The 22,484-nt window shown below is 62.0% G+C and carries 20 protein-coding genes and 1 pseudogene; 13 read left to right on the forward strand and 8 right to left on the reverse strand.

The features are described 5' to 3' along the window. On the reverse strand, window positions 1-1,203 hold the full coding sequence (gene pncB, locus NPS58_RS22220; RefSeq protein ID WP_274117412.1) for a nicotinate phosphoribosyltransferase: 1,203 nt from the start codon (window positions 1,201-1,203) through the stop codon (window positions 1-3). Window positions 1,204-1,672: 469 nt separating this feature from the next. Between pncB and NPS58_RS22225 the strand changes: the two genes are divergently transcribed. The 7 genes from NPS58_RS22225 (at window position 1,673) to NPS58_RS22255 (ending at window position 10,116) form a co-directional block, all read left to right on the forward strand. Beyond that, window positions 1,673-2,809, forward strand: a complete 1,137-nt coding sequence (locus NPS58_RS22225) for an ABC transporter substrate-binding protein (RefSeq protein WP_274117413.1) — start codon at window positions 1,673-1,675, stop codon at window positions 2,807-2,809. Between the two features lie 160 nt (window positions 2,810-2,969). Continuing rightward, window positions 2,970-3,884 (forward strand): ABC transporter permease subunit, encoded by a 915-nt coding sequence (locus NPS58_RS22230; protein ID WP_274117414.1) that lies wholly within the window; start codon window positions 2,970-2,972, stop codon window positions 3,882-3,884. A 2-nt stretch (window positions 3,885-3,886) separates the two neighbouring features. Next, a complete protein-coding gene (gene livM, locus NPS58_RS22235; RefSeq protein ID WP_274117415.1) occupies window positions 3,887-5,170 on the forward strand; it encodes a high-affinity branched-chain amino acid ABC transporter permease LivM in 1,284 nt (427 codons plus the stop codon). Then, window positions 5,167-6,042: an ABC transporter ATP-binding protein gene (locus NPS58_RS22240; protein WP_274117416.1), complete on the forward strand. Its 876-nt coding sequence runs from the start codon at window positions 5,167-5,169 to the stop codon at window positions 6,040-6,042. Before livM ends, NPS58_RS22240 begins: the two co-directional genes overlap by 4 nt. Next, window positions 6,039-6,755 carry an ABC transporter ATP-binding protein gene (locus NPS58_RS22245; RefSeq protein WP_028945703.1) on the forward strand — a complete coding sequence of 239 codons (717 nt, stop codon included), beginning with the start codon at window positions 6,039-6,041 and terminating at the stop codon, window positions 6,753-6,755. The genes NPS58_RS22240 and NPS58_RS22245 overlap by 4 nt, the downstream gene beginning before the upstream one ends. A gap of 472 nt (window positions 6,756-7,227) precedes the next feature. Continuing rightward, window positions 7,228-8,649 (forward strand): group II intron reverse transcriptase/maturase, encoded by a 1,422-nt coding sequence (ltrA, locus tag NPS58_RS22250; RefSeq protein WP_003253430.1) that lies wholly within the window; start codon window positions 7,228-7,230, stop codon window positions 8,647-8,649. Window positions 8,650-9,348: 699 nt separating this feature from the next. Then, entirely contained in the window at window positions 9,349-10,116 is a 768-nt protein-coding gene (locus tag NPS58_RS22255) for an SDR family oxidoreductase (protein WP_274117417.1), read from the forward strand. Window positions 10,117-10,142: 26 nt separating this feature from the next. On the opposite strand, the gene NPS58_RS22260 is transcribed toward NPS58_RS22255, so the two are convergent. The 3 genes from NPS58_RS22260 to NPS58_RS22270 all read right to left on the reverse strand — a co-directional run bounded on the left by NPS58_RS22260 (window position 10,143) and on the right by NPS58_RS22270 (window position 12,460). Next, window positions 10,143-11,270, reverse strand: a complete 1,128-nt coding sequence (locus NPS58_RS22260) for an AGE family epimerase/isomerase (RefSeq protein ID WP_274117418.1) — start codon at window positions 11,268-11,270, stop codon at window positions 10,143-10,145. Window positions 11,271-11,342: 72 nt separating this feature from the next. Further along, window positions 11,343-11,972 (reverse strand): TetR family transcriptional regulator, encoded by a 630-nt coding sequence (locus NPS58_RS22265; RefSeq protein WP_274117419.1) that lies wholly within the window; start codon window positions 11,970-11,972, stop codon window positions 11,343-11,345. 134 nt (window positions 11,973-12,106) lie between these two features. Further along, window positions 12,107-12,460 (reverse strand): hypothetical protein, encoded by a 354-nt coding sequence (locus tag NPS58_RS22270; protein ID WP_274117420.1) that lies wholly within the window; start codon window positions 12,458-12,460, stop codon window positions 12,107-12,109. 295 nt (window positions 12,461-12,755) lie between these two features. On the opposite strand from NPS58_RS22270, the pseudogene NPS58_RS22275 reads away from it, so the two are divergent. Further along, window positions 12,756-14,816 (forward strand): annotated as a pseudogene (locus NPS58_RS22275) (AsmA family protein). Between the two features lie 69 nt (window positions 14,817-14,885). Here NPS58_RS22275 and NPS58_RS22280 read toward each other — a convergent pair. Both NPS58_RS22280 and osmE read right to left on the reverse strand, forming a co-directional pair. After that, window positions 14,886-15,416, reverse strand: a complete 531-nt coding sequence (locus tag NPS58_RS22280; RefSeq protein ID WP_274117421.1) for a ferritin-like domain-containing protein — start codon at window positions 15,414-15,416, stop codon at window positions 14,886-14,888. 36 nt (window positions 15,417-15,452) lie between these two features. Continuing rightward, window positions 15,453-15,806 carry an osmotically-inducible lipoprotein OsmE gene (gene osmE, locus NPS58_RS22285; RefSeq protein ID WP_274117422.1) on the reverse strand — a complete coding sequence of 118 codons (354 nt, stop codon included), beginning with the start codon at window positions 15,804-15,806 and terminating at the stop codon, window positions 15,453-15,455. A gap of 123 nt (window positions 15,807-15,929) precedes the next feature. On the opposite strand from osmE, the gene NPS58_RS22290 reads away from it, so the two are divergent. Then, entirely contained in the window at window positions 15,930-16,820 is an 891-nt protein-coding gene (locus NPS58_RS22290) for a lipase family alpha/beta hydrolase (RefSeq protein WP_274117423.1), read from the forward strand. Here the strand turns inward: NPS58_RS22290 and NPS58_RS22295 are convergent. Beyond that, window positions 16,801-17,697: a DMT family transporter gene (locus NPS58_RS22295; protein ID WP_274117424.1), complete on the reverse strand. Its 897-nt coding sequence runs from the start codon at window positions 17,695-17,697 to the stop codon at window positions 16,801-16,803. The two genes, NPS58_RS22290 and NPS58_RS22295, sit on opposite strands and share 20 nt — an antisense overlap. A gap of 98 nt (window positions 17,698-17,795) precedes the next feature. Between NPS58_RS22295 and NPS58_RS22300 the strand changes: the two genes are divergently transcribed. From NPS58_RS22300 to NPS58_RS22310, 3 genes are all read left to right on the forward strand, one after another. Continuing rightward, window positions 17,796-18,587 carry an AraC family transcriptional regulator gene (locus tag NPS58_RS22300; RefSeq protein ID WP_274117425.1) on the forward strand — a complete coding sequence of 264 codons (792 nt, stop codon included), beginning with the start codon at window positions 17,796-17,798 and terminating at the stop codon, window positions 18,585-18,587. Window positions 18,588-18,648: 61 nt separating this feature from the next. Beyond that, on the forward strand, window positions 18,649-18,930 hold the full coding sequence (locus tag NPS58_RS22305; protein WP_274117426.1) for a PsiF family protein: 282 nt from the start codon (window positions 18,649-18,651) through the stop codon (window positions 18,928-18,930). Window positions 18,931-19,042: 112 nt separating this feature from the next. Then, the gene (locus tag NPS58_RS22310; RefSeq protein WP_274117427.1) at window positions 19,043-20,050 is read left to right on the forward strand and encodes an AI-2E family transporter; all 1,008 of its coding nucleotides are present in this window, start codon (window positions 19,043-19,045) and stop codon (window positions 20,048-20,050) included. Between the two features lie 60 nt (window positions 20,051-20,110). On the opposite strand, the gene NPS58_RS22315 is transcribed toward NPS58_RS22310, so the two are convergent. Then, entirely contained in the window at window positions 20,111-21,376 is a 1,266-nt protein-coding gene (locus tag NPS58_RS22315) for an Hsp70 family protein (protein ID WP_274117428.1), read from the reverse strand. 162 nt (window positions 21,377-21,538) lie between these two features. On the opposite strand from NPS58_RS22315, the gene cbpA reads away from it, so the two are divergent. Beyond that, on the forward strand, window positions 21,539-22,483 hold the full coding sequence (gene cbpA, locus NPS58_RS22320) for a curved DNA-binding protein (RefSeq protein WP_274117429.1): 945 nt from the start codon (window positions 21,539-21,541) through the stop codon (window positions 22,481-22,483). Window position 22,484: the final 1 nt, after the last annotated feature.

The following is a 22,484-nucleotide window of genomic DNA, read 5'->3' on the forward strand; positions in this document are numbered from 1 at the left end:
TTACTCCTTGGGCACTTTGAACACGTGGCGCAGGTAGGCGACGAAGTTTTCGTCGCGGCATTGGGTCTTGGCCGCCTCGTCGGAAATCTTGGCGACGGGCTGGCCGTTGCAGTCGGTCATTTTAAGCACGATGCTCATCGGCGCCACCCCGGGAATGTCGCAGGTCAGGTTGGTACCGATGCCGAAGCTGACGTTGATCCGGCCGCGCAGGGCACGGAAGATCTCCAGCGACTTGGTCAGGTTCAGGCCATCGGAAAACACCAGGGTCTTGGTCATCGGATCGATCCCCAGCTTCTGGTAATGGGCAATGGCCTTCTCGGCCCATTGCACCGGATCGCCCGAGTCGTGGCGCAGGCCGTCGAACAGCTTGGCGAAGTACAGGTCGAAATCGCCCAGAAAAGCATCCATGGTGATGCAGTCAGTCAGGGCGATACCGAGCAGGCCGCGGTACTCGCGAACCCAGCAATCGAGGGCGGCGATCTGGCTGTCGATCAGGCGCGGGCCCAGTTGCTGGTGGGCCATGATCCACTCATGGGCCATGGTGCCCAGCGGCTTGATATCCAGTTTCCGTGCCAGGTGTACGTTGCTGGTGCCGACAAAACGCGCCGGGAAGTCTTCCTTGAGTACCCGTACCACTTCTTCCTGGACCTTGTAGGAAAAGCGTCGACGGGTACCGAAGTCGGCCACCTGCAACTCCGCCAGTTCGTCGGCGCTGGCGTGGGCCTTGAGCCAGTCGAACTTGCGGTAGAGCTGGTCGCGGGCGTCGCTTAGCTTGGCCTGTGGATAACGATGGCGGTTGCGCACTTCGCTGATGATGGCCAGCAAGGGCACTTCGAAGAGGATCACATGCAGCCAGGGGCCGCGCAGGCGCAAGTACAGCTGGTCGTTCTCGATACCCAGCTGCAGGTAGCGCAGATTGAAGCGGAACAGCCCGAGAAACCGCAGAAAGTCGGGCTTGAGGAAGCTGATCTGTTCCAGGAACCCCAGTTGGCCATTACCTAGGTTAAGTTCGCACAACTGCTCGATCTGTTCGCGGATCTGCTCCAGATAGGGGCGAAGGTCTTCGCCATTGCGGCAGCGGAACTCCCATTCGACGTCGACGTTGGGGTAGTTGTGCAGCACCGCCTGCATCATGGTCAGCTTGTAGAAGTCGGTGTCGAGCAGGTTCTGCACGATGCGATCAGCGAAGGCGCTCTCGCTCATAAGGGGCTCCGTAGGGGGCGCGCGCCATCAATTGCCAGCAACGACGCACAGACCCTGCCATTGTGCCAGCCTTTTTATGCAGGTGGGCGGCCCGCCGCGGGTACATCGGTAGCAGGCTACAAGTCCCGGCAGTTTCCCGTCTCAGCGTCTAGCCTGTAATGGTGCCCGCTGTAGCAGTCGCGCACCAAGGATGTGCAGTTCGGTTACGCATCTTGTTACAGGCTGGTTGCACGTAAACACTTGCCGGGGTTGCAATGATGGCACATGGCGGTTGCTCTTTTGCTTTGGTCGCGGTGGCGCTCGGCGTGAGGCAGAGGGTTGCACAGCCAATAAAAAAAGGACGCGGTCCAGGCTCCGGCAACTTCTCAACGAGTTTTCCCAGAATAAAAAACCGATGGCACGGCCCTTGCTCAGAGCAATTGCTGAAAGTTGTAGTGCCAACCAAAAAAAACTCCAGGAGCACCACCTCATGTCGCAGACGTTTTACAAGAAAGGCTTTCTTGCCCTTGCCGTAGCTACGGCGCTGGGTGTTTCTTCGTATGTTCAGGCCGACATCAAGATCGGTGTAGCAGGCCCGATGACTGGTGCCAACGCAGCGTTTGGCGAGCAATACATGAAAGGTGCCCAGGCGGCGGCCGATGCCGTCAACGCCGCGGGTGGGGTCAATGGCGAGAAGATCGTCCTGGTCAAGGGCGACGATGCGTGCGAGCCCAAGCAGGCCGTTGCCGTGGCCAACCGCCTGGTTGACCAGGACAAGGTGGCCGGCGTGGTCGGGCACTTCTGCTCCTCCAACACCATCCCTGCTTCGGAGGTGTACGACGAAGCCGGCGTGATCGCCATCACCCCGGGTTCGACCAACCCACAGGTGACCGAGCGCGGCCTGACCGCCATGTTCCGTATGTGCGGGCGTGACGACCAGCAGGGCATCGTTGCCGGCGACTACATCGTCGACGTGCTCAAGGGCAAGAAGGTGGTCGTGCTGCACGACAAGGACACCTATGGCCAGGGCCTGGCCGATGCCACCAAGGCTCAGTTGGCCAAGCGTGGCGTGACCCCGGTGCTGTACGAGGGCCTGACCCGTGGCGAGAAGGACTTCAGCGCCGTGGTCACCAAGATCCGCGCTGCGGGCGCCGACGTCGTCTACTTCGGCGGCCTGCACCCGGAAGCCGGCCCGCTGGTACGCCAGATGCGCGAGCAGGGCCTGAAGGACGTCAAGTTCATGTCCGACGACGGCGTGGTGACCGACGAGCTGGTGACCACCGCCGGTGGCGCGCAGTACGTCGATGGCGTGTACATGACCTTCGGCGCCGACCCACGCCTGCTGCCAGAGAGCAAGGCGGTGGTGGATGCCTTCCGCAAGGCCGGCACCGAGCCTGAAGGCTACACCTTGTATGCCTATGCGTCGGTCCAGGCCCTGGCCGCGGCCTTCAACGGCGCCAAGTCCAACAAGGGCGAAGACGCTGCCAAGTGGCTCAAGGCCAACCCGGTGAAAACCGTGATGGGCGAGAAGAAGTGGGATTCCAAGGGCGACCTGACCGTTTCCGACTACGTGGTCTACCAGTGGGACAAAGACGGCAAGTATCACCAACTGGAAAAACAAAAATAACAACGGTACCCGACCCGGGCCTGTGCCCGGGTCGCTACCCGGTTCTGCGCCGTACCTGTCTTTTCTCGTAGATCTGCACAACCCTGCGCTGCGAGGGCCGCTTCATCCGGGGCTCACCGTAGTCGGCGCTTGTGCAATCTCAAATACGTGAGATTGCGTTATGGATGGTATTTTTCTGCAGCAACTGATCAATGGGCTGACCCTGGGCTCTGTCTATGGTCTGATCGCCATCGGCTACACAATGGTCTATGGCATTATCGGCATGATCAACTTCGCGCACGGCGAGGTGTATATGATCTCCGCTTACCTGGCGGCGATCAGTCTGGCATTGCTGGCGTACTTCGGTATCGAATCCTTCCCGTTGCTGATGCTCGGGACGCTGATCTTCACCATCGTGGTCACGGGCGTCTATGGCTGGACCATCGAGCGCATCGCCTACAAACCCCTGCGCAACTCCACTCGCCTGGCACCGCTGATCAGTGCCATCGGTATTTCCCTGATCCTGCAAAACTATGCACAAATCAGCCAGGGCGCTCGCCAGCAAGGCGTACCGACCCTGCTCGAAGGCGCCTGGCGCCTGGAAGTGGGCAGCGGCTTCGTGCAACTGACCTACACCAAGATCTTCATCCTGGTCGCCGCGTTCGTCGGCATGGCCGCCCTGACCTACATCATCAAGTTCACCAAGCTGGGCCGCATGTGCCGTGCGACACAGCAAGATCGCAAGATGGCGTCGATCCTCGGTATCAACACCGACCGTGTGATCTCCTACGTGTTCGTCATCGGTGCCGTGATGGCCGCCCTGGCAGGCGTGCTGATCACCATGAACTACGGCACCTTCGACTTCTATGCAGGCTTCATCATCGGCATCAAGGCCTTCACCGCAGCGGTACTGGGCGGCATCGGCTCGCTACCGGGCGCCATGCTCGGGGGGATCATCCTCGGTATATCCGAGTCGCTGTTCTCCGGGTTGATCAACTCCGACTACAAAGACGTGTTCAGTTTCTCGCTGCTGGTGCTGATTCTGATATTCCGTCCCCAAGGCCTGCTGGGTCGCCCACTCGTGGCGAAGGTGTAAGTATGTCTGCTGCCAAATCCACTTCTATCGATATCAAGCGCAGTCTGATCGATGCGATTCTCGCCGGGCTGATTTCCCTGATCGTGTTCGGGCCCATCGTCGGCGTGGTGCTCGACGGCTACAGCTTCAACATGGAACCCACCCGTGTCGCCTGGCTGGTGGCCGGTGTGATGGTCGGGCGCTTTGTGCTGAGCCTGTTCCTGCAGACCCCCAAGGGCCAGTCGATCCTGCAGGGCTTCGAGGGCAGCGGCTCGGGCGTGCATGTGCTGGCGCCAGACTACAAGTCGCGGCTGCGCTGGATCATTCCGGCACTGATCGTGATCGCCATCGTGTTCCCGTTCTTCGCCAACAAGTACCTGCTGACCGTGGTGATCCTCGGCCTGATCTATGTACTGCTGGGCCTTGGGCTGAACATCGTGGTGGGCCTGGCCGGCCTGCTCGACCTGGGCTACGTGGCGTTCTACGCCATCGGTGCCTATGGCCTGGCGCTGGGCTACCAGTACCTGGGCCTGGGTTTCTGGACCGTACTGCCGCTGGCGGCGATTGCCGCGGCGCTGGCCGGATGCATATTGGGCTTTCCGGTGTTGAGGATGCACGGGGACTACCTGGCCATCGTGACCCTGGGCTTCGGTGAAATCATCCGCCTGGTGCTCAACAACTGGCTGTCGTTCACTGGCGGGCCGAACGGCATGCCGGTGCCATCGCCGACCTTCATGGGCCTGGAGTTCGGGCGCCGGGCCAAGGACGGTGGGGTGCCGTTCCATGAGTTTTTCGGTATCGACTACAACCCCAACGTGAAATTCCTTTTCATCTACATCGTCCTGTTCCTGGTGGTGCTGGCGGTGCTGTACATCAAGCATCGGCTCACCCGGATGCCCGTCGGCCGTGCCTGGGAAGCACTGCGCGAAGACGAGATCGCCTGCCGCTCCATGGGGCTGAACCATGTGCTGGTCAAGCTCTCGGCGTTCACCCTGGGGGCCTCCACCGCGGGCCTTGCCGGAGTCTTCTTCGCCAGTTACCAAGGCTTCGTCAATCCGTCTTCGTTCACCTTCTTCGAATCGGCACTGATCCTGGCGATCGTGGTGCTCGGGGGGATGGGTTCGACGGTCGGCGTGGTGATCGCCGCCTTCGTGTTGACCGTGGCGCCGGAGTTGCTGCGCAGCTTCTCCGAGTACCGGGTGCTGCTGTTCGGGGTGCTGATGGTGTTGATGATGATCTGGAGACCGCGAGGCCTGATTCGCATCAGCCGTACCGGTGTAGTCCCGCGTAAAGGAGTGGCGCCATGAGCGATGACGTGATTCTCTCGGTCGAAAACCTGATGATGCATTTTGGTGGCATCAAGGCGCTCAGCGATGTCAGCCTCAAGGTCAAGCGCAACCAGATCTTCGCCCTGATCGGCCCCAACGGTGCCGGCAAGACCACCGTGTTCAACTGCCTGACCGGGTTCTACAAGGCCAGTGGCGGCAAGATCGAACTGAACTTGCGCGGCACGCGCACCAACGTGATTCAACTGCTGGGCGAGCGCTTCCAGCTGGGGGATTTCGTTTCGCCCAAGCGCTTCATCAACCGCCTGCACTACAAGATGTTCGGCGGTACCCACCTGGTCAACCGCGCAGGGCTTGCGCGAACCTTCCAGAACATTCGCCTGTTCAAGGAAATGTCGGTGGTGGAGAACTTGCTGGTGGCGCAGCACATGTGGGTAAACCGCAGCCTGCTGGCGGGTGTGCTCAACACCAAGGGCTATCGCAAGGCAGAAAGCGATGCCCTGGACCACGCCTTCTACTGGCTGGAGGTGGTCGACCTGGTCGACTGCGCCAACCGCCTGGCCGGTGAGCTGTCGTATGGTCAGCAGCGTCGCCTGGAGATCGCCCGGGCCATGTGCACTCGCCCGCAGATCATCTGCCTGGACGAACCGGCCGCGGGCCTCAACCCGCAGGAAACCGAGGCCCTGAGCAAGATGATCCGGGTACTGCGCGATGAGCACGACCTGACCGTTGTGCTCATCGAGCACGACATGGGCATGGTCATGAGCATCTCCGACCATATCGTGGTACTGGACCACGGCAACGTGATCGCCGAGGGCGCGCCCCAGGACATCCGCAACAACCCGACCGTGATCGCTGCCTACCTGGGTGCCGACGAAGAGGAGCTGGTATGACTGCACCCATTCTCGAACTCAAGGAGCTGGACGTGTTCTACGGGCCGATCCAGGCCCTGAAGAAAGTCTCGATGCATATCGATGAAGGTGAGACGGTCAGCCTGATTGGCTCGAACGGAGCCGGCAAGTCGACCCTGCTGATGTCGATCTTTGGCCAGCCGCGAGCGGCGGGCGGGCAGATCATCTACCGCGGTACCGACATCACCCACAAGTCGTCCCACTACATCGCCTCCAACGGTATCGCCCAGTCGCCGGAGGGGCGTCGGGTGTTCCCCGACATGTCGGTGGAAGAGAACCTGATGATGGGCACCATCCCCATTGGTGACAAATTCGCCAGCGAAGACATGCAGCGCATGTTCGAGCTGTTTCCGCGCCTCAAGGAGCGGCGCAACCAGCGGGCGATGACCATGTCCGGTGGCGAGCAGCAGATGCTCGCCATTGCCCGGGCGTTGATGAGCCGGCCCAAGTTGTTGCTGCTCGACGAGCCTTCGTTGGGGTTGGCACCGATTGTGGTCAAGCAGATCTTTGCCACCCTGCGCGAACTGGCGAAGACCGGCATGACCATCTTTCTGGTGGAGCAGAACGCCAACCACGCGCTCAAACTCTCGGACCGTGCCTATGTGATGGTCAACGGGCAGATCCGCCTGACCGGCACCGGGCAAGAGCTGTTGGTCAACGAAGAGGTGCGTAACGCCTACCTGGGCGGGCACTGATTCTGTGGGTATGAAAACGCCCTGCCATGCAGGGCGTTTTTTTGTGTGCGCCAGGCATGGCGCGTTGCGCGTAAGCGCAACCCGCTTGGCTGTGGTGGCCAAGCGGGTGACTTGGAGGTGAAAGTCCTCTACACACCCGGCAAGGGGAAGTGTTAGCCGGAGGCAAGGGTGTCGCGGGTGACCGCGAATCTGAAGGAAGCCCGAGGCAAAATGCTGGCCTGACGAACAGGAAGCGGATAGAGGCGGCACAGCGGGGTGAGGTGGCACAAATCGCCAAAGCCCAATACTTGCACGGAACGCTGTGACGTAGATCCGACAGGCATAAGCAGGAAGGTCGCGCGAATTACCCTGGGAGATCTGTACGTTTGCCATTGTGCTACCGCGCGTCGAAAGGCGACGGGATGAGCGTGCAGAAGTCAGCCGAAGCCGTAGTAAGTGGCGGTTAACCGCGCCACCAAGGGCCGAACAGGTTATGCCGCCAGTAGGCGTCGCCGTCTCGTTGGTAACCGTAATGCAGAAATTTCCCACAGCGGAAACTGTCATCCCGAGCTCCGGCCAGAAGCCGAGGGTGACGCCTGACAGTGCAAAGGTATCGACGGCGTCCGTGACGTGGACGAACGCGGAGCCGGACACGCTGATGGAGCGGGTGCTTGCACCGGCCAACCTCAGACGTGCGTATCAACGCGTGGTCAGCAACAAGGGAGCACCGGGTGCCGATGGCATGACGGTTGCTGACTTGGCGGGCTACGTGAGACAGTATTGGCCAACCCTCAAGGCCAGGTTACTGGCCGGTGAATACCAGCCCCAAGCAGTGCGAGCGGTTGAAATTCCCAAGCCGCAGGGCGGCACACGGCAACTGGGAATCCCCAGCGTCGTGGATCGCCTGATCCAGCAAGCACTGCAGCAGCAGCTCACACCTATCTTCGACCCACTGTTCTCGGACTACAGCTATGGTTTTCGTCCGGGCAGAAGTACGCATCAAGCCATCGAGATGGCTCGTGCTCATGTGACAGCGGGACACCGCTGGTGCGTGGAACTCGATCTGGAGAAGTTTTTCGATCGGGTCAATCACGACATCCTCATGGCCTGCATCGAACGTCGGATCAAAGACAAGTGCGTACTCAGGCTTATCCGCCGCTACCTTGAAGCCGGGATCATGTCGGGCGGTGTCGTCAGCCCACGGCAGGAGGGGACGCCGCAAGGCGGCCCGCTTTCGCCGTTGCTGTCGAACATCCTGCTCGACGAACTCGACCGCGAGCTGGAGCGACGGGGCCATCGCTTCGTACGTTATGCCGATGATGCGAACATCTATGTACGCAGTCCCCGGGCCGGCGAACGGGTGTTGGTCAGCGTCGAGCGCTTCCTGAGAGAACGTCTGAAGCTGACGGTGAACAGGAAGAAAAGCCAAGTGGCAAGGGCGTGGAAGTGCGACTACCTAGGCTATGGGATAAGCTGGCACCAGCAGCCAAGGCTGCGCGTGGCAAGGATGAGCCTAGACCGCTTACGCGACCGGCTCAGAATGCTGCTGCGCAGCGTACGGGCTCGCAAAATGGCGACTGTCATCGAGCGGATCAACCCCGTCCTGAGAGGCTGGGCTAGCTACTTCAAGCTCAGCCAGAGCAAGCGGCCGCTTGAGGAACTGGATGGTTGGGTCAGGCACAAACTCCGCTGCGTCATCTGGCGTCAATGGAAGCAGCCTCCCACGAGGCTGAGAAACTTGATGCGCCTGGGGTTGAGCGAGGAGCGTGCCAACAAGTCAGCCTTCAATGGCCGAGGTCCATGGTGGAATTCGGGAGCGCAACATATGAACTACGCGCTGCCAAAGAAACTGTGGGACCGGCTCGGGCTGGTCTCGATACTGGATACGATTAACCGGCTTAGCCGCGTAACCTGAACCGCCGTGTACGGAACCGTACGCACGGTGGTGTGAGAGGACGGCGGGTGTGAATCCGCCTCCTACTCGATCCACAGATTTGTGGACAACCTTACGGGCACTTTCTTTTGGCCGCGACACAAAGTCGCTGCAAGCGGCTGTTTTTTGTGGGTTTTGAGTTGTCCACCATTGGTGTGGAAGCGGCTGTGGGTAACTTGGTAGCACCTTGCTGAAACCCTTGTAATACAAGGGCTTCAGGCATGTGGTTGTTTTTTGATCAAGTTTTTCCTGGCGGTTTCCTGACGCAAATGTCAAGACTTTTATACCTGGTGAAACCGACCATAAAACCAGCCTTCAGCCTGTGGATAAGTCTGTGGGCAAGCCTTGGAAAGAACGCTGCAAGTAGCGCCTGCACGGGCCTTGGGCCATTACGGAAATTGCCCCGTGGGCAGGCTAGGGGCCGCTGAGGTCAATTCAGTGCCGTGCGGTCAAGGAAAATACTTGTCGCACGCGCTGTTGCAGGCGAATCATGGGGCCTGCAGTTGCCCCCGGATTTTGTGCAAGAGCCTGTGGATAAGGTGAGCAAAGCTTGCTCCAGGCCTTATGAATCAAGGCATTGGCGGTCCTGGTTGTTTTTTGTACAGGGGCGCTGTGCTTGCTGACGGCATTGCCTGCGGGCATGCTGCTGACCCGTGATCCCGACTATGCAAGGAGTTAAGCATGACCTCTACCGTATTCATCACTGGCGCAACCTCGGGCTTCGGCGAAGCCTGCGCCCGTCGGTTTGCCGAGGCTGGCTGGTCGCTGGTGCTGACCGGTCGCCGTCAGGAGCGCCTGGATGCGCTGTGCGAAGAGCTGTCGAAGAAGACAGAAGTACACGGGCTGGTGCTGGATGTGCGCGACCGCAAGGCGATGGAAGCGGCGATCGAAAGCCTGCCGCCCACCTTCGCCAAGCTGCGCGGCCTGATCAACAACGCTGGCCTGGCCTTGGGCGCCGACCCTGCACCCAAGTGCGACCTGGATGACTGGGACACCATGGTCGACACCAACATCAAGGGCCTGATGTACAGCACCCGCCTGCTGCTGCCTCGCCTGATCGCCCACGGTCGTGGCGCAACCATTCTCAACGTCGGCTCGGTGGCGGGTAACTACCCGTATCCCGGCAGCCATGTGTATGGCGGCACCAAGGCCTTTGTCGGCCAGTTCTCCCTGAGCCTGCGCTGCGACCTGCAAGGTACCGGCGTACGGGTCAGCAACATCGAGCCTGGCTTGTGCGAGAGCGAGTTTTCCCTGGTGCGCTTCGGCGGTGACCAGGCGCGCTACGACGCCACCTATGCGGGCGCCGAGGCCATCCAGCCGCAGGACATCGCCGAGACCATTTTCTGGATTCTCAACCAGCCGGCGCACATCAACATCAACAGCCTCGAGCTGATGCCGGTGAGCCAGGCGTGGGCCGGGTTTTCGATCGATCGTTCCGGGAAGGCTTGAAGGGCTCTCGCGGGGCAGGCCCGCTCCTACAATGTGGGAGGCTTGCCCCGTGATTGCTGAAGGCCTTGCAGGCAGGTCGCCAGGTGATAGGGCGTGGTCGACGGCATGTCGCTGCGGCTGACCGCGCCACTTGCGTCACGGCACTCGTACCATCCTTCGGCATGCAGGAAGCTTTGCTGCAGTGCCTTCAACTGCCCGGCAACCTTGGTGCCAGCGTCGGCACGCAGTGCCAGGGCGCGCAGGTATTCAGCTTGTGCCCAGATGCGCTGGGTGGCGTCGCGAACGCAACCGTCAGGCTCAAGCATGGCCAGCACGGCCGTGCCCTGGACTCCATGCTGCTCGGCATAGGCGAAGGCTTTGTCCAGCGAGGCATGCAGGGGGCTACCGCGCAGCAGCGGTGACGTATCGAGCAGGAAGAACCATTCGAACTGGTGACCGGGCTCGAACCAGTTATCCACAGCCCCGCGCGGCTTCTCCAGCATTACCCCATGGGCATCATCGACAAAGTGCTGCTGCATGGCCTCGGTCAGGGCCAGCAGGGCCGCTTGCACCTGGGCGTCGTCGCGCACGGCGAGGGTGCCCAGGAAGGCTTCGGCCAGGTGCATCAGCGGGTTCTGCAAGGGGCCGCTGCCAAGGTCCGACCAGTCTTCATCGAGGCTGGCCGCATACAGGCCGTCATCGCGGGAAAATCGTTCGGCTACCACGCTCAGCGCAGCGTTGAGCGTGGATTCGACCAACTGCTCGCGCACCTGCCCCCAGTAGTGGGCGCAGGCGAAGATGATGAAGGCATGGGTGTAGAGGTCTTTGCGGCGGTCCAGTGGCTTGCCCTGGGCGTCGATGCTGTAGAACCAGCCACCATGCTCGGCGTCGTGGAAGTGACGTTGCAGTGAGCGGAACAGCGCCGCCGCCCGCTCACGGGCACCCGGTTGCTCGATGCGGCTGCTGAAAAGGTACAACTGGCGGGCGCAGGCCATGGCCCGGTAGCGCTGTACCGGCAACGACCGGGCGTGGGCATCCAGGGCTTCATAAGGCAAGGCCATCTCGGCATTCCAGCCCGGGCCCAGCCAGAGCGGCACGATGCGCTGATCGAAGTGCGCCTGGACCTGGTCGAGCAGGGCAGGCAGTTCAGGCTGGGCGGTATGAAGGTCGGGCATGGAAAAGAGTCGTCACGATCGCTGCGTTTGCGCGCATGTTAGCAGGAAACCCTGGTAGGAGCGGGTCCGCTCCTACAAAGTACTCAGGCCCTGCCAGTGCTTGGCGCCAACGAAAATGAAGCGCAGCTGCTGGGTGATCTTTTCCTGGGCGCTCAGCGGCTGGGCGGCGCCGTCGATGGGTTCGTCGATCAGTTCCGGCAGGGTGGCGAATACGGTTTTCACCACAAGGTCCGCTATGACGGCCAGGGCGGCGCTGTCCAGGTGCTGCCAGCGCGGCATGCGCTCAAGGTCGGTGGCAAGATCGGAGCTGATGCCCTGGCGCAGGGTGGCGATGGCCTGGCGCACCGGTTGCGAGCCGCCGTATTGCTCACGGGCCAGGAACAGGAACTGCTGGCGATTGGCGGCGACCACGTCGAGGAAGATCCGCACCGACGCATCGGTGATGCCGCCCAGTTCGAACTCATTCTGCCGCACAAGGCGAATGGTATGGCGGAAGGTCTCGCCCACCTCACTGACCAGGGCCAGGCCCAGTTGGTCCATGTCGGAGAAATGGCGATAGAAGCCGGTCGGTACGATGCCGGCGCTTTTACTCACTTCACGCAGGCTGATGCTGCCGAAGCCTCGACCACTTTCCATCAGGTGGCGGGCGGCATCCAGCAGGGCTTGACGGGTCTGTTGCTTTTGTTCGGCGCGCGGCAGCATGGCGAATATCGGCTGTCAGTGAAACAGCCCTGCACTCTAATAGCCTGCGCGAGGAAAAACAAAGCCCGGTCAATGGACCGGGCTGGGAGGGGAGCTGCTACAGCGCTGGGTGTTCTTGTCGTCTTGCATTGGCATCAGCTCACCCGTTGGTTTTTTTCGATCAGGCGATCGGAGCCACCTTCGGCGACGCGGTTGCGTTCCAGCAGACGGTCGGAGCCACCTTCGGCGACGCGGTTGCGTTCCAGCAGACGGTCGGAGCCACCCTCGGCAACGCGGTTGCGTTCCAGCAGACGGTCGGAGCCACCTTCGGCAACACGGTTGCGTTCCAGCAGGCGATCCGAACCACCTTCGGCCAGTGGGTTCAGGGGCTGCGAAATTTCGGTGGAGCTGCGCGATTCGGCGGTCAGGCTTTGTTCGCTGGCCGGAATGGCGAAGGCGTTGGCGGCCAGGATGGACAGGGACAGGCTCAGCAGTAATTGGCGTTTCATGGTTCGTTGCTCCTCGGCGGGGCTGGAAAGTGGGTACGAAGCCAATGCTACGCTTGGGAGCGGGAGATAAAAGTTCATAAGGCTAATGGTGACAATCGACGCGATTGATGTATTGCGCCGAGGCCTCTAGTACAGGGGTTACAGCGACAAGTCCGGACCGGTTTGGCGAGCCGGGGGCCAGCAGAATCCCGGTATCATGCCTGCCTGGTTAAACCACTGGGGCTTTCATCAGTCCGATGATTAAGTGCCATCAATACGCCCACGCTTGCCCTGTGGTCGCAAGGAGAATCATGCAATGACGCGCCCCGCCAGAATCCTCACCTGGACCCTCGCCAGCCTGCTGCTGGTTCTGACGCTACTGATCATCATCATCGCCACCTTTGACTGGAACCGGGTCAAGCCGACCCTCAATGCCAAAGTCTCCGAAGCCCTGCATCGGCCCTTCGCCATCAATGGCAACCTCGAAGTGCAGTGGCAGCGCGAGCCGGCGCAGGGCGGCTGGCGTGCCTGGGTGCCCTGGCCGCATTTCATCGCCGAAGACCTCATTCTGGGCAATCCGGACTGGCTCAAGGAACCACAGATGGTTGGCCTCAAGCGCGTCGAGTTTCGCCTTGCCCCCCTGCCGCTGATGTTCCAGCAGATCGTCATTCCCCGTATCGACCTCGTCCAGCCCACTGCCAATCTCAAGCGCCTGGCCGATGGACGGGCCAACTGGACGTTCGACTTCGGTACCAAGGATGAACAGAGCGAGCCGTCGAACTGGACGCTCGACATCGGCGCCATCGGCTTCGACAAGGGCCAGGTCGCAGTCGACGACCAGACTCTGAAAACCACCCTGAACGTGCAGATCGACCCCTTGGGAAAACCGATCCCTTTCGGTGACATCGTCGGCAAGGCCTCGGCGCAGAAAACCGGCGGCGCCCAGGACTACGCCTTCGCCCTGAAGGTAAAAGGCCGCTACAAGGGCCAGGCGCTTTCTGGCGACGGCAAGATCGGTGGCTTGCTGGCGCTGCAGGATGCCAGCCGGCCATTCCCGTTGCAGGCCGACGTGAAGATCGCCGACACCCGCATTGCCCTGGCCGGCACCCTGACCGACCCGCGTAACCTGGGCGCCCTGGACCTGCGCCTGCGCTTGTCGGGCGCAAGCCTTGGGAACCTCTAACCGCTGACCGGGGTAACCTTGCCGGATTCGCCGCCCTACGCCACCGACGGGCGCCTGGTGGCCAAGCTGCATGAGCCCGGTGGTGCGCTGTTTCGTTATGAGGGCTTCAACGGCAAGATCGGCAACAGCGACATTCATGGTGACCTCACCTTCGTTTCCAGCCAGCCGCGGCCCAAGCTCAGCGGTAACCTGGTATCCAATCAGCTGCTGTTCAAAGACCTCGCCCCGCTGATCGGCGCCGACTCCAATGCCGAGCAAAAGGCCCGGGGCGGTGCCAGCAAACAACCGGCCGGCAAGGTGCTGCCGGTGGAGGAGTTTCGCACCGAGCGCTGGCGCACCATGGACGCTGACGTGACCTTCAGCGGCAAGCGCATCGTGCACAGCGAGCAATTGCCGTTCAACGATCTTTCCAGCCACTTCGTCCTCGACGACGGCGTACTGCGCCTGGAGCCGCTGCGCTTTGGTGTGGCAGGTGGCAAGCTCGATGCCCAGGTCCGCCTCGACGGACGCACCGTGCCGTTGCAAGGCCAGGCCCAGTTGAGTGCGCGAGGGTTCAAGCTCAAGCAACTGTTCCCGACCTTCGAACCGATGAAAACCAGCTTCGGCCAGCTCAATGGCGATGCGGACCTGAGCGGGCGGGGCAACTCGGTTGCCGCCTTGCTGGCAACGGCCAATGGCGACTTGAAGATGCTGATCAACGATGGCGCCATCAGCCGCGGCTTGATGGAAATCGCCGGGCTCAACGTGGGCAACTACGTGGTAGGTCAGCTGTTCGGCGACAAGGAGGTGAAGATCAACTGCGCCGCTGCCGACTTCGGCATCAAGGACGGGCTGGCGACCACCCGGTTGTTTGTGTTCGATACCGAGAACGCCATCATCTACATCAACGGCACTGCCAACTTTGCCACCGAGCAGCTGGACCTGAAAATCAACCCTGAGTCCAAGGGGCTGCGGTTGTTCTCACTGCGCTCACCGTTGTATGTGCGTGGGCCGTTCGCCAAGCCCAGTGCGGGTGTGCAGGCCGTGCCCCTGGCGTTGCGTGGGGCGGGGATGGTGGCGCTGGGCGTGGTGATCGGCCCGGCGGCGGGGCTGTTGGCACTGGTAGCGCCGGGTGGGGATGTGCCTAATCAGTGCACACCGTTGCTGGAACAGATGAAGGCCGGGAAGGCGCCGCGGACAGTCAAGGCAGGTTGAACGTATCGCGGGGCAAGCCCGCTCCCACAATGTTCGCTGTGTGGGAGCGGGCCTGCCCCGCGATTTGGCTCAAAGTCCCTTCAGCAGGTCGGCCATGTCATCGGCATGCTCTTCTTCCTGGGCCAGGATGTCTTCGAAGATGCGCCGGGTGGTCGGGTCGCTCTCACCGATGTACTGGATGATCTCGCGGTAGCTGTCGATGGCGATCCGTTCGGCGACCAGGTCTTCGAGCACCATTTCCTTGAGGTTCTTGCCGGCGACGTACTGGGCGTGGGAGTTCTTGCTCAGGTTGTCCGGGTTGAGGTCCGGTTCGCCGCCCAGTTGTACGATGCGCTCGGCCAGTTTGTCGGCGTGCTCCAGCTCCTGGGTGGCATGTTCGAGGAACTCCTCGGCGGCAACGCTGGCCTTGATGCCGCTGGCCATGTAGTAGTGGCGTTTGTAGCGCAGGGCGCACACCCACTCGGTGGCCAGTGATTCGTTGAGCAGGCGCAGGATTTTTTCCCGGTCGGCGTTGTAGCCTTCGGTCACGGCGCCATGCTCGACATGCTGGCGGGCGCGTTCGCGCAGGGTTTTCACATCGGTCAGTTCAACGGTGCTCATTGTCATCTCCAGGCTGATCACGGGGTGTTTCCGGGTCTAGGCGCCGGCCTTGGCTTTTTCGACGGCGGCATCGTCTTCCTGGCGTTGCTCACAGGTCTTGAAGCCCTTGTCGTCGACATGGCCGGTGGCGTCGAAGCGCACGTAGTAGGTCTGCTGGTGGCCATCTCGGTTGAGGATGTAGTTGTTGCAGGTTCCACCATGGGGCAGGTCGATGGCGGTGGACGGGTTGCCGCCGATGGCGATGACCCGTTGCATGGTCATGCCGTTCTCTACTTGCTTGACCAGGGGTTCGTCGCGGTAGGTGACGTAGTCCACCGGATTCTCCGGACGGCTGCCGCAGGCGGCCAGGGCGGTGGTGGTCAGGAGGATTGCCAGGGTCTGCTTGTACATGGTCCAGCTCCTTGCTGAGGGTCTACAGGGTTGGAACCGCAGCGCGCGTCGGGAGTTCGATTGCGATTGCAATCGTAGTGCCTGTAGGGTGGCCCGACTGTCCACGGAATGGGGAATGCAGCCATGGCCCAAGCGCTTGCCACACGTTATCCACTGGTGTTGGTGCCGGGCATGCTCGGCTTCGTCCGCCTGCTGCTCTATCCCTACTGGTTCGGCATCGTTTCGGCCCTGCGCCGGGGCGGCGCCCGGGTATTTGCCATTCAGGTGTCGCCGATCCACTCCAGCGAGGTGCGTGGCGAGCAATTGCTGCGGATCATCGAGGACATTCGCCAACGCCACGGCGTCGACAAGGTCAACCTGCTGGGCCATAGCCAGGGCGCGCTGACGGCCCGCTATGCCGCTGCAAAACGCCCGGAGTGGGTCGCCTCGGTGACGTCCATCGCCGGGCCCAACCACGGCTCGGAATTGGCGGACTACCTGCATGAAAAGTATCCCGCCGACTCTGTCGGTGGGCGATTGATCAAGGCTGTGCTGCATGGCCTGGGGGTGTTGATGGGGTGGCTGGAAACCGGCTGGCGCGGGCCGAAGCTGCCTATCGATGTGCATGCCTCGCACCATTCGCTGACCCGTGCCGGCGTTGCGCTGTTCAACCAGGCTCATCCACAGGGCCTGCCCACCACCTGGGGCGGCGAAGGGCCGGCCGAGGTCAACGGCGTGCGCTACTACTCCTGGTCAGGCACCCTGCAGCCGGGGCTGACGGACAGCGGGCTCAATCGCCTGGACGGCAGCAACCGCTTTTGCCGCCTGTTCGCCCGCACCTTCGTCCATGAGGCGGGGCAGTGCGACGGTATGGTCGGGCGCTACAGTTCGCACCTGGGGCAGGTGATCGGCGATGACTACCCGCTCGACCACCTGGACATCGTCAATCAGTCTCTGGGCGCGGTGGGCAAGGGCGCTGATCCGGTGCGCCTGTTCACCGAGCACGCCGAGCGGCTCAAGGCTGCGGGGCTGTAGCACGGACGCGGCGTACCGGGGTTTTCCAGCGTTCGGCGAGGATCACCCCGGCCAGGGTCAGCAGGCCGCCGAACAGGTGGTACAAGGCCAGCTGTTCACCGAGTACAACCGCGGCGATTACCGCGGTAACCGCAGGTAGCAGGTTGAAGAACAGCGTGGTGCGGCTGGGCCCCAGGCGGCTGACTGCCTGCATCCACACCAGCGGCGCGACCATCGAGGCGAGCACGCAGGCGTACAGCACCAGGCCGATGTTGCCCGTGCCCAGGCCGGTCTTCTCCGAGAACAGGAACAGCGGGAACAGCACGATGATCGCCACCAGTACCTGCAGGTAAAGCAGCAGCAGGGGCGCCAGGCGCAGCTGCCATTTCTTCAGCAGCGTGCTGTACAGCGCATAGGCCAGGGTCGCGATCAGCATCAGCGCATCGCCACCGTTGAGGCCGTGTTGCAGCAGCACGCCCAGGTCGCCCGCCGACACCACCACCAGCACGCCGACAAACGACACCAGCGCACCGAGCAACGCACCGAACGTCAGGCGCTGGCCCAGGCTGATGATGGCCATGGCCAGCGACATCAACGGCATCAGCGAGAGGATGATGCCCATGTTGGTGGCGCTGGTGATCGCCGCGGCGAAGTACGCCAGGCTCTGGTACACCGCCATGCCCAGCACGCCGAGGATGAAGATCTTGCCCAGGTGGGGGCGGATCTGCGCCCAGTTGCGCAGCATCGGCCGCAGCAGGAACGGGGTGAACAGCAACCCGGCCAGCAGCCAGCGATAGAAGCCGATCTCGGCCGGAAAGATCGCGCCGGCCGACATCTTGGTGACAACGGTGTTGCCAGCCCAGATCAGAATGGCCAGCAGTGGAAACGCATAATTCATGAAGCAGGAACTCTTGAGGGTACAGGGGGTTATTATCCGCCTGTCTGTCTTGTTGCTTATACTTGCATCCAGACAACCGGCCCATCGATCCAGACACCATGGCACGTAAATACGTCAACATCCCGCAATTCGACGCCTTGCCGGCGTCGGTGTACTTTCGCTACGACGAGTTCGGTGCCGACACCCACAGCGCCGCCCATCGTCATGCCTGGGGCCAGCTCAACTATGCCGCCCACGGCATCATGCACCTGGAGATCGACGGGCAGCGCTTCATCTCCCCGCCGCACTATGCGGTGTGGGTGCCGCCGGACACCGAGCACAGCTGCTACAACCCCCAGGCCATCGTCTACCGCTCGGTGTATCTGGACCGCCCGCTGTGCCAAACGCTCCCGGCGCAGCCCTGCACCCTGGTGATCAGCGAAATCCTCAAGGCGATTCTGGGCGACTTTGCCCGCCGCGACGTGAACATCCCCGAAAGCGAAGCCGACTGCCGACTGGCCCAGGTACTGGTGGATCAACTGCGCCAGGCGCCCACCCAGACATGCTTTTTGCCCTATGCCCGCAGCGCCGGCCTGCACGCTGTGCTCCAGGCCTTGCATGCCGAACCTGGCGACAATCGTCCGTTGGCCCACTGGGCCGCCAGCGTGCATGTCAGTGAGCGCACCCTGGCGCGGCAGTTCTTGCGCGAGTTGGGCATGAGCTTCGGTGAATGGCGCCTGCGCCTACGGTTCCTGCGCGCCATCGAGGCACTGGAGCAGAACCTGCCGATCCAGCAGATCGCCTTTGACCTGGGCTACAGCAGCCCATCGGCTTTTATCGCCATGTTCCAGCGCCACGCCCACTGCACGCCCGAGCAGTACCGGCGCCAGGCCCGTGCCGGCGGGATGTAGGAATATTTGTCTACACTCACGGCGAGGCGGCGCGACGGGCGCTGCGACGAGGAGAAACACTATGAAGTGGGTGCGTGTACCGCTGCTGCTGTTGGGCGTGTTGATGTGTTCGCAGGGCTTCGCCGCCACGGCTCAACAGGAAAAGATGAAAACCTGCAACGCCGACGCCACCGCCAAGGCACTCAAGGGCGATGAGCGCAAAGCCTTCATGAGTGACTGCCTCAAGGCCAAGCCCGCCACCCAGCAGGAAAAGATGAAAACCTGCAACGCCGACGCCACTACCAAGGCGCTCAAGGGCGATGAGCGCAAGGCGTTCATGAGTGATTGCCTGAAGAAAAAATGAGCCGCCGAACCTGACCTGGACCAGCCGCTGCCAATGCAGCGGCCGTGGCACTATGCCTGCCCGGCGAAGGCTGGCAGACTGCGCCTTTTCCTGCAGTTGCCCTTGAGGTTGTATGACCTTCACTCCGCGCCAGATCAAACTGGCCAGTTGGATCATTGTGTTCGCCGGGCTGTTGCTGGCGCTGCCGCTCAAGCTGTTGCCGAGCCTGCTGGCCGGCTTGCTGGTGTTCGAACTGGTCAACATGCTGACCCCCAAGCTGCAGCACCTGATCGCCGGGGAGCGGGCGCGTTGGCTGGCGGTGGCCTTGCTCGGCACACTGGTGGTCAGCACCCTGACCCTGGTGTTTGCCGGGGCCATCAGCTTTCTGTTGCACGAAGCCGAGAACCCAGGCGCGTCGCTGGACAAGTTCATGTTGCTGGTCGACCAGGCCCGAGGCCAGTTGCCGCCTTTCGTCGACGCCTATTTGCCGGCCAGTGCGGCCGAGTTCAAGGTGGCCATCGGCGAGTGGCTCAAGACGCACCTGGGCGAGTTGCAACTGGTAGGCAAGGGCGCGGCGCACATGTTCGTCACCCTGCTGATCGGCATGATCCTGGGGGCTATCGTCGCCCTGCAGCGAATCCCCGATATCTCCCGGCGCAAGCCTTTGGCGGCGGCGCTGTTCAATCGCCTGGCGCTGCTGGTGCAGGCGTTTCGCAACATCGTCTTCGCCCAGATCAAGATCTCCCTGCTCAACACGTTCTTTACCGGGATCTTCCTGGCGGTGGTACTGCCGATGTTCGGCGTGCACCTGCCGTTGACCAAGACCCTGATCGTGCTGACCTTCCTGCTCGGGCTGTTGCCGGTCATTGGCAACCTGATGTCGAACACCTTGATCACCATCGTCGGCCTGTCGCTGTCGATCTGGGTGGCCATGGCGGCACTGGGCTATCTGATAGTTATCCACAAGGTCGAGTACTTCCTCAACGCGCGGATTGTCGGTGGGCAGATCAGTGCCAAGTCGTGGGAACTGCTGCTGGCGATGCTGGTGTGCGAGGCGGCGTTCGGCTTGCCGGGCGTGGTGGCGGGGCCGATTTACTACGCGTACCTGAAGAGTGAGCTGAGGCAGGCTGAGCTGGTTTGAACGCATCGCGGGGCAAGCCCGCTCCTACAGGCAGGAGCGGGCTTGCCCCGCGATCAGATTTCAGCCGTAGCGCTTGCGCGCCTCGATCGCCAACCCGCTACCAATGCTGCCAAAGATATTGCCCTCGACGTGCCGCGCCTTGGGCAGCATGGCCGCCACGCTCTGGCGCAACGCCGGGATGCCGCTCGAACCCCCGGTGAAGAACACCGTGTCCACCTGCTCGACACTCACTCCGGCCTTGGCCAGCAGTTCGTTGACGCTGCCGCGCACGCGCTCGAGCAAGTTGTCGATGGAGGCTTCGAACAACGCGCGGGTCAGTTCCACGCTCAGGCCCGGCTCGACGCGCTTGAGGTCGACCAGGCGGCTGTCGGCATGGGTCAGCTCGATCTTGGTCTCTTCCACTTCCATGGCCAGCCAGTGTCCGGCGCGCTGTTCGATCAGCTTGAACAGGCGGTCGATGCCATTGGTGTCCTCGATGTCATAGCGCATGCTGCCCAGGGCCAGCTGGGACTTTTGCGAGTACACCGAGTTGATGGTGTGCCATGTCGCGAGGTTCATGTGGTGGCTGGTGGGCATGAAAGCGCCGCTTTTCATCCGGCTGCCATAGCCGAACATCGGCATCACGCCCTGCAGGCTCAGCTGCTTGTCGAAGTCGGTACCGCCGATGTGCACACCACCGGTGGCGAGGATGTCCTCATGGCGGTCGTCGAGCATGTGCCGCTCGGGCGCCAGGCGCACCAGGGAGAAGTCCGAGGTACCCCCGCCGATGTCGACGATCAGCACCAGTTCCTCGCCCTGGATGTTCGACTCGTAGTCGAAGGCGGCGGCAATGGGCTCGTACTGGAAGGAGACTTCCTTGAAACCGATCTTCTTCGCCACGTCTGCCAGGGTGTCTTCGGCTTCCTGGTCGGCAGCCTGGTCGTCATCGACAAAGTGCACCGGGCGACCCAGCACCACTTCATCGAACGCTCGGCCGGCGTTGGCTTCGGCGCGCTTTTTCAGTTCGCCGATAAACATGCCCAGCAGGTCCTTGAACGGCAGGGCGGTGCCCAGCACGCTGGTGTCGTGCTTGATCAGCTTGGAGCCCAGCAGGCTCTTGAGCGAGCGCATCAGCCGGCCTTCATAGCCTTCCAGGTATTCGTGCAGGGCGAGGCGGCCATACACCGGGCGGCGCTCCTCGATGTTGAAGAACACCACCGACGGCAGGGTGATCTTGCCGTCTTCCAGGGCGATCAACGACTCGACGCCAGGGCGATGCCAGCCGACGGTGGAGTTGGAGGTGCCGAAGTCGATGCCGCAGGCACGGGCCGGGGATGCGTCACTCATGGGATGTACTGTCCGGGGGAAAAACGGCCGCGCAGTTTATGCCAGCTGTCAGCAGAATCAAGACCGATTATCTGCTTTGCATCAAACCCACGGATGCCTTGTAAAGGCTATGCTTGACCCCCATCTACAGCAGCATCAAATTTACCGATGGTGGTTCCTTAGATGGACTTCAAAGACTACTACAAGATACTTGGCGTAGAGCCCACGGCGGATGACAAGGCGATCAAGACCGCCTACCGCAAGCTTGCGCGCAAGTATCACCCCGACGTCAGCAAAGAGCGTGACGCCGAAGAAAAATTCAAGGAGGCCAACGAGGCCTACGAGGCCTTGAGCAGCCCGGAAAAACGCGCCGAGTACGACGAACTGCGCAAATACGGCCAGCACGGCCGGCCCTTCCAGGGCCCACCGGGCTGGGAAAGCCGTAGCAGTGGCGGTTTCGAGGGCGGTGACTTTTCCGACTTCTTCAGCTCGATCTTTGGCGCGCGCGGCGAGGGCAATCCCTTTGGCCGCGGCCAGCAACGCAGCACCGGTCGGCGAGGACAGGACGTGGAAATGGAACTGGCGATTTTCCTTGAGGAAACCCTGTCCACCGAGTCTAAGCAGATCAGCTTCCAGGTGCCGCAGTACAACGGCAGTGGCCAGCGTACCGGCTACACCACCAAGACCCTGAACGTGAAGATTCCGGCCGGTGTCACTGACGGCGAGAAGATCCGCCTCAAGGGGCAGGGTGCACCGGGTATTGGCGGCGGCGCTAACGGCGACCTGTTCCTGACCATTCGCATGGCACCGCACCCGCTGTTCGATGTCGAAGGTCATGACCTGATCATCACCGTACCCCTGGCGCCGTGGGAAGCGGCCCTGGGTACCAAGGTGGCGGTACCGACCCTCACCGGCAAGATCAACCTGACCATTCGCCCGGACAGCCAGAGCGGTCAACGCCTGCGGGTCAAGGGCATGGGCCTGGCCAACAAGCAGGGCCAGCGTGGTGACCTGTATGCGCAGCTGAAGGTGGTCATGCCGAGCCAGAGCGACGACGCGACGCGCGAGTTGTGGAGCAAGCTGGCGGAAAAGGCGGCGTTCAATCCGAGGACACAATGGAGTAGCTGAT

This window comes from Pseudomonas putida, from assembly GCF_028682455.1.
Lineage (GTDB): Bacteria > Pseudomonadota > Gammaproteobacteria > Pseudomonadales > Pseudomonadaceae > Aquipseudomonas > Aquipseudomonas putida_AA.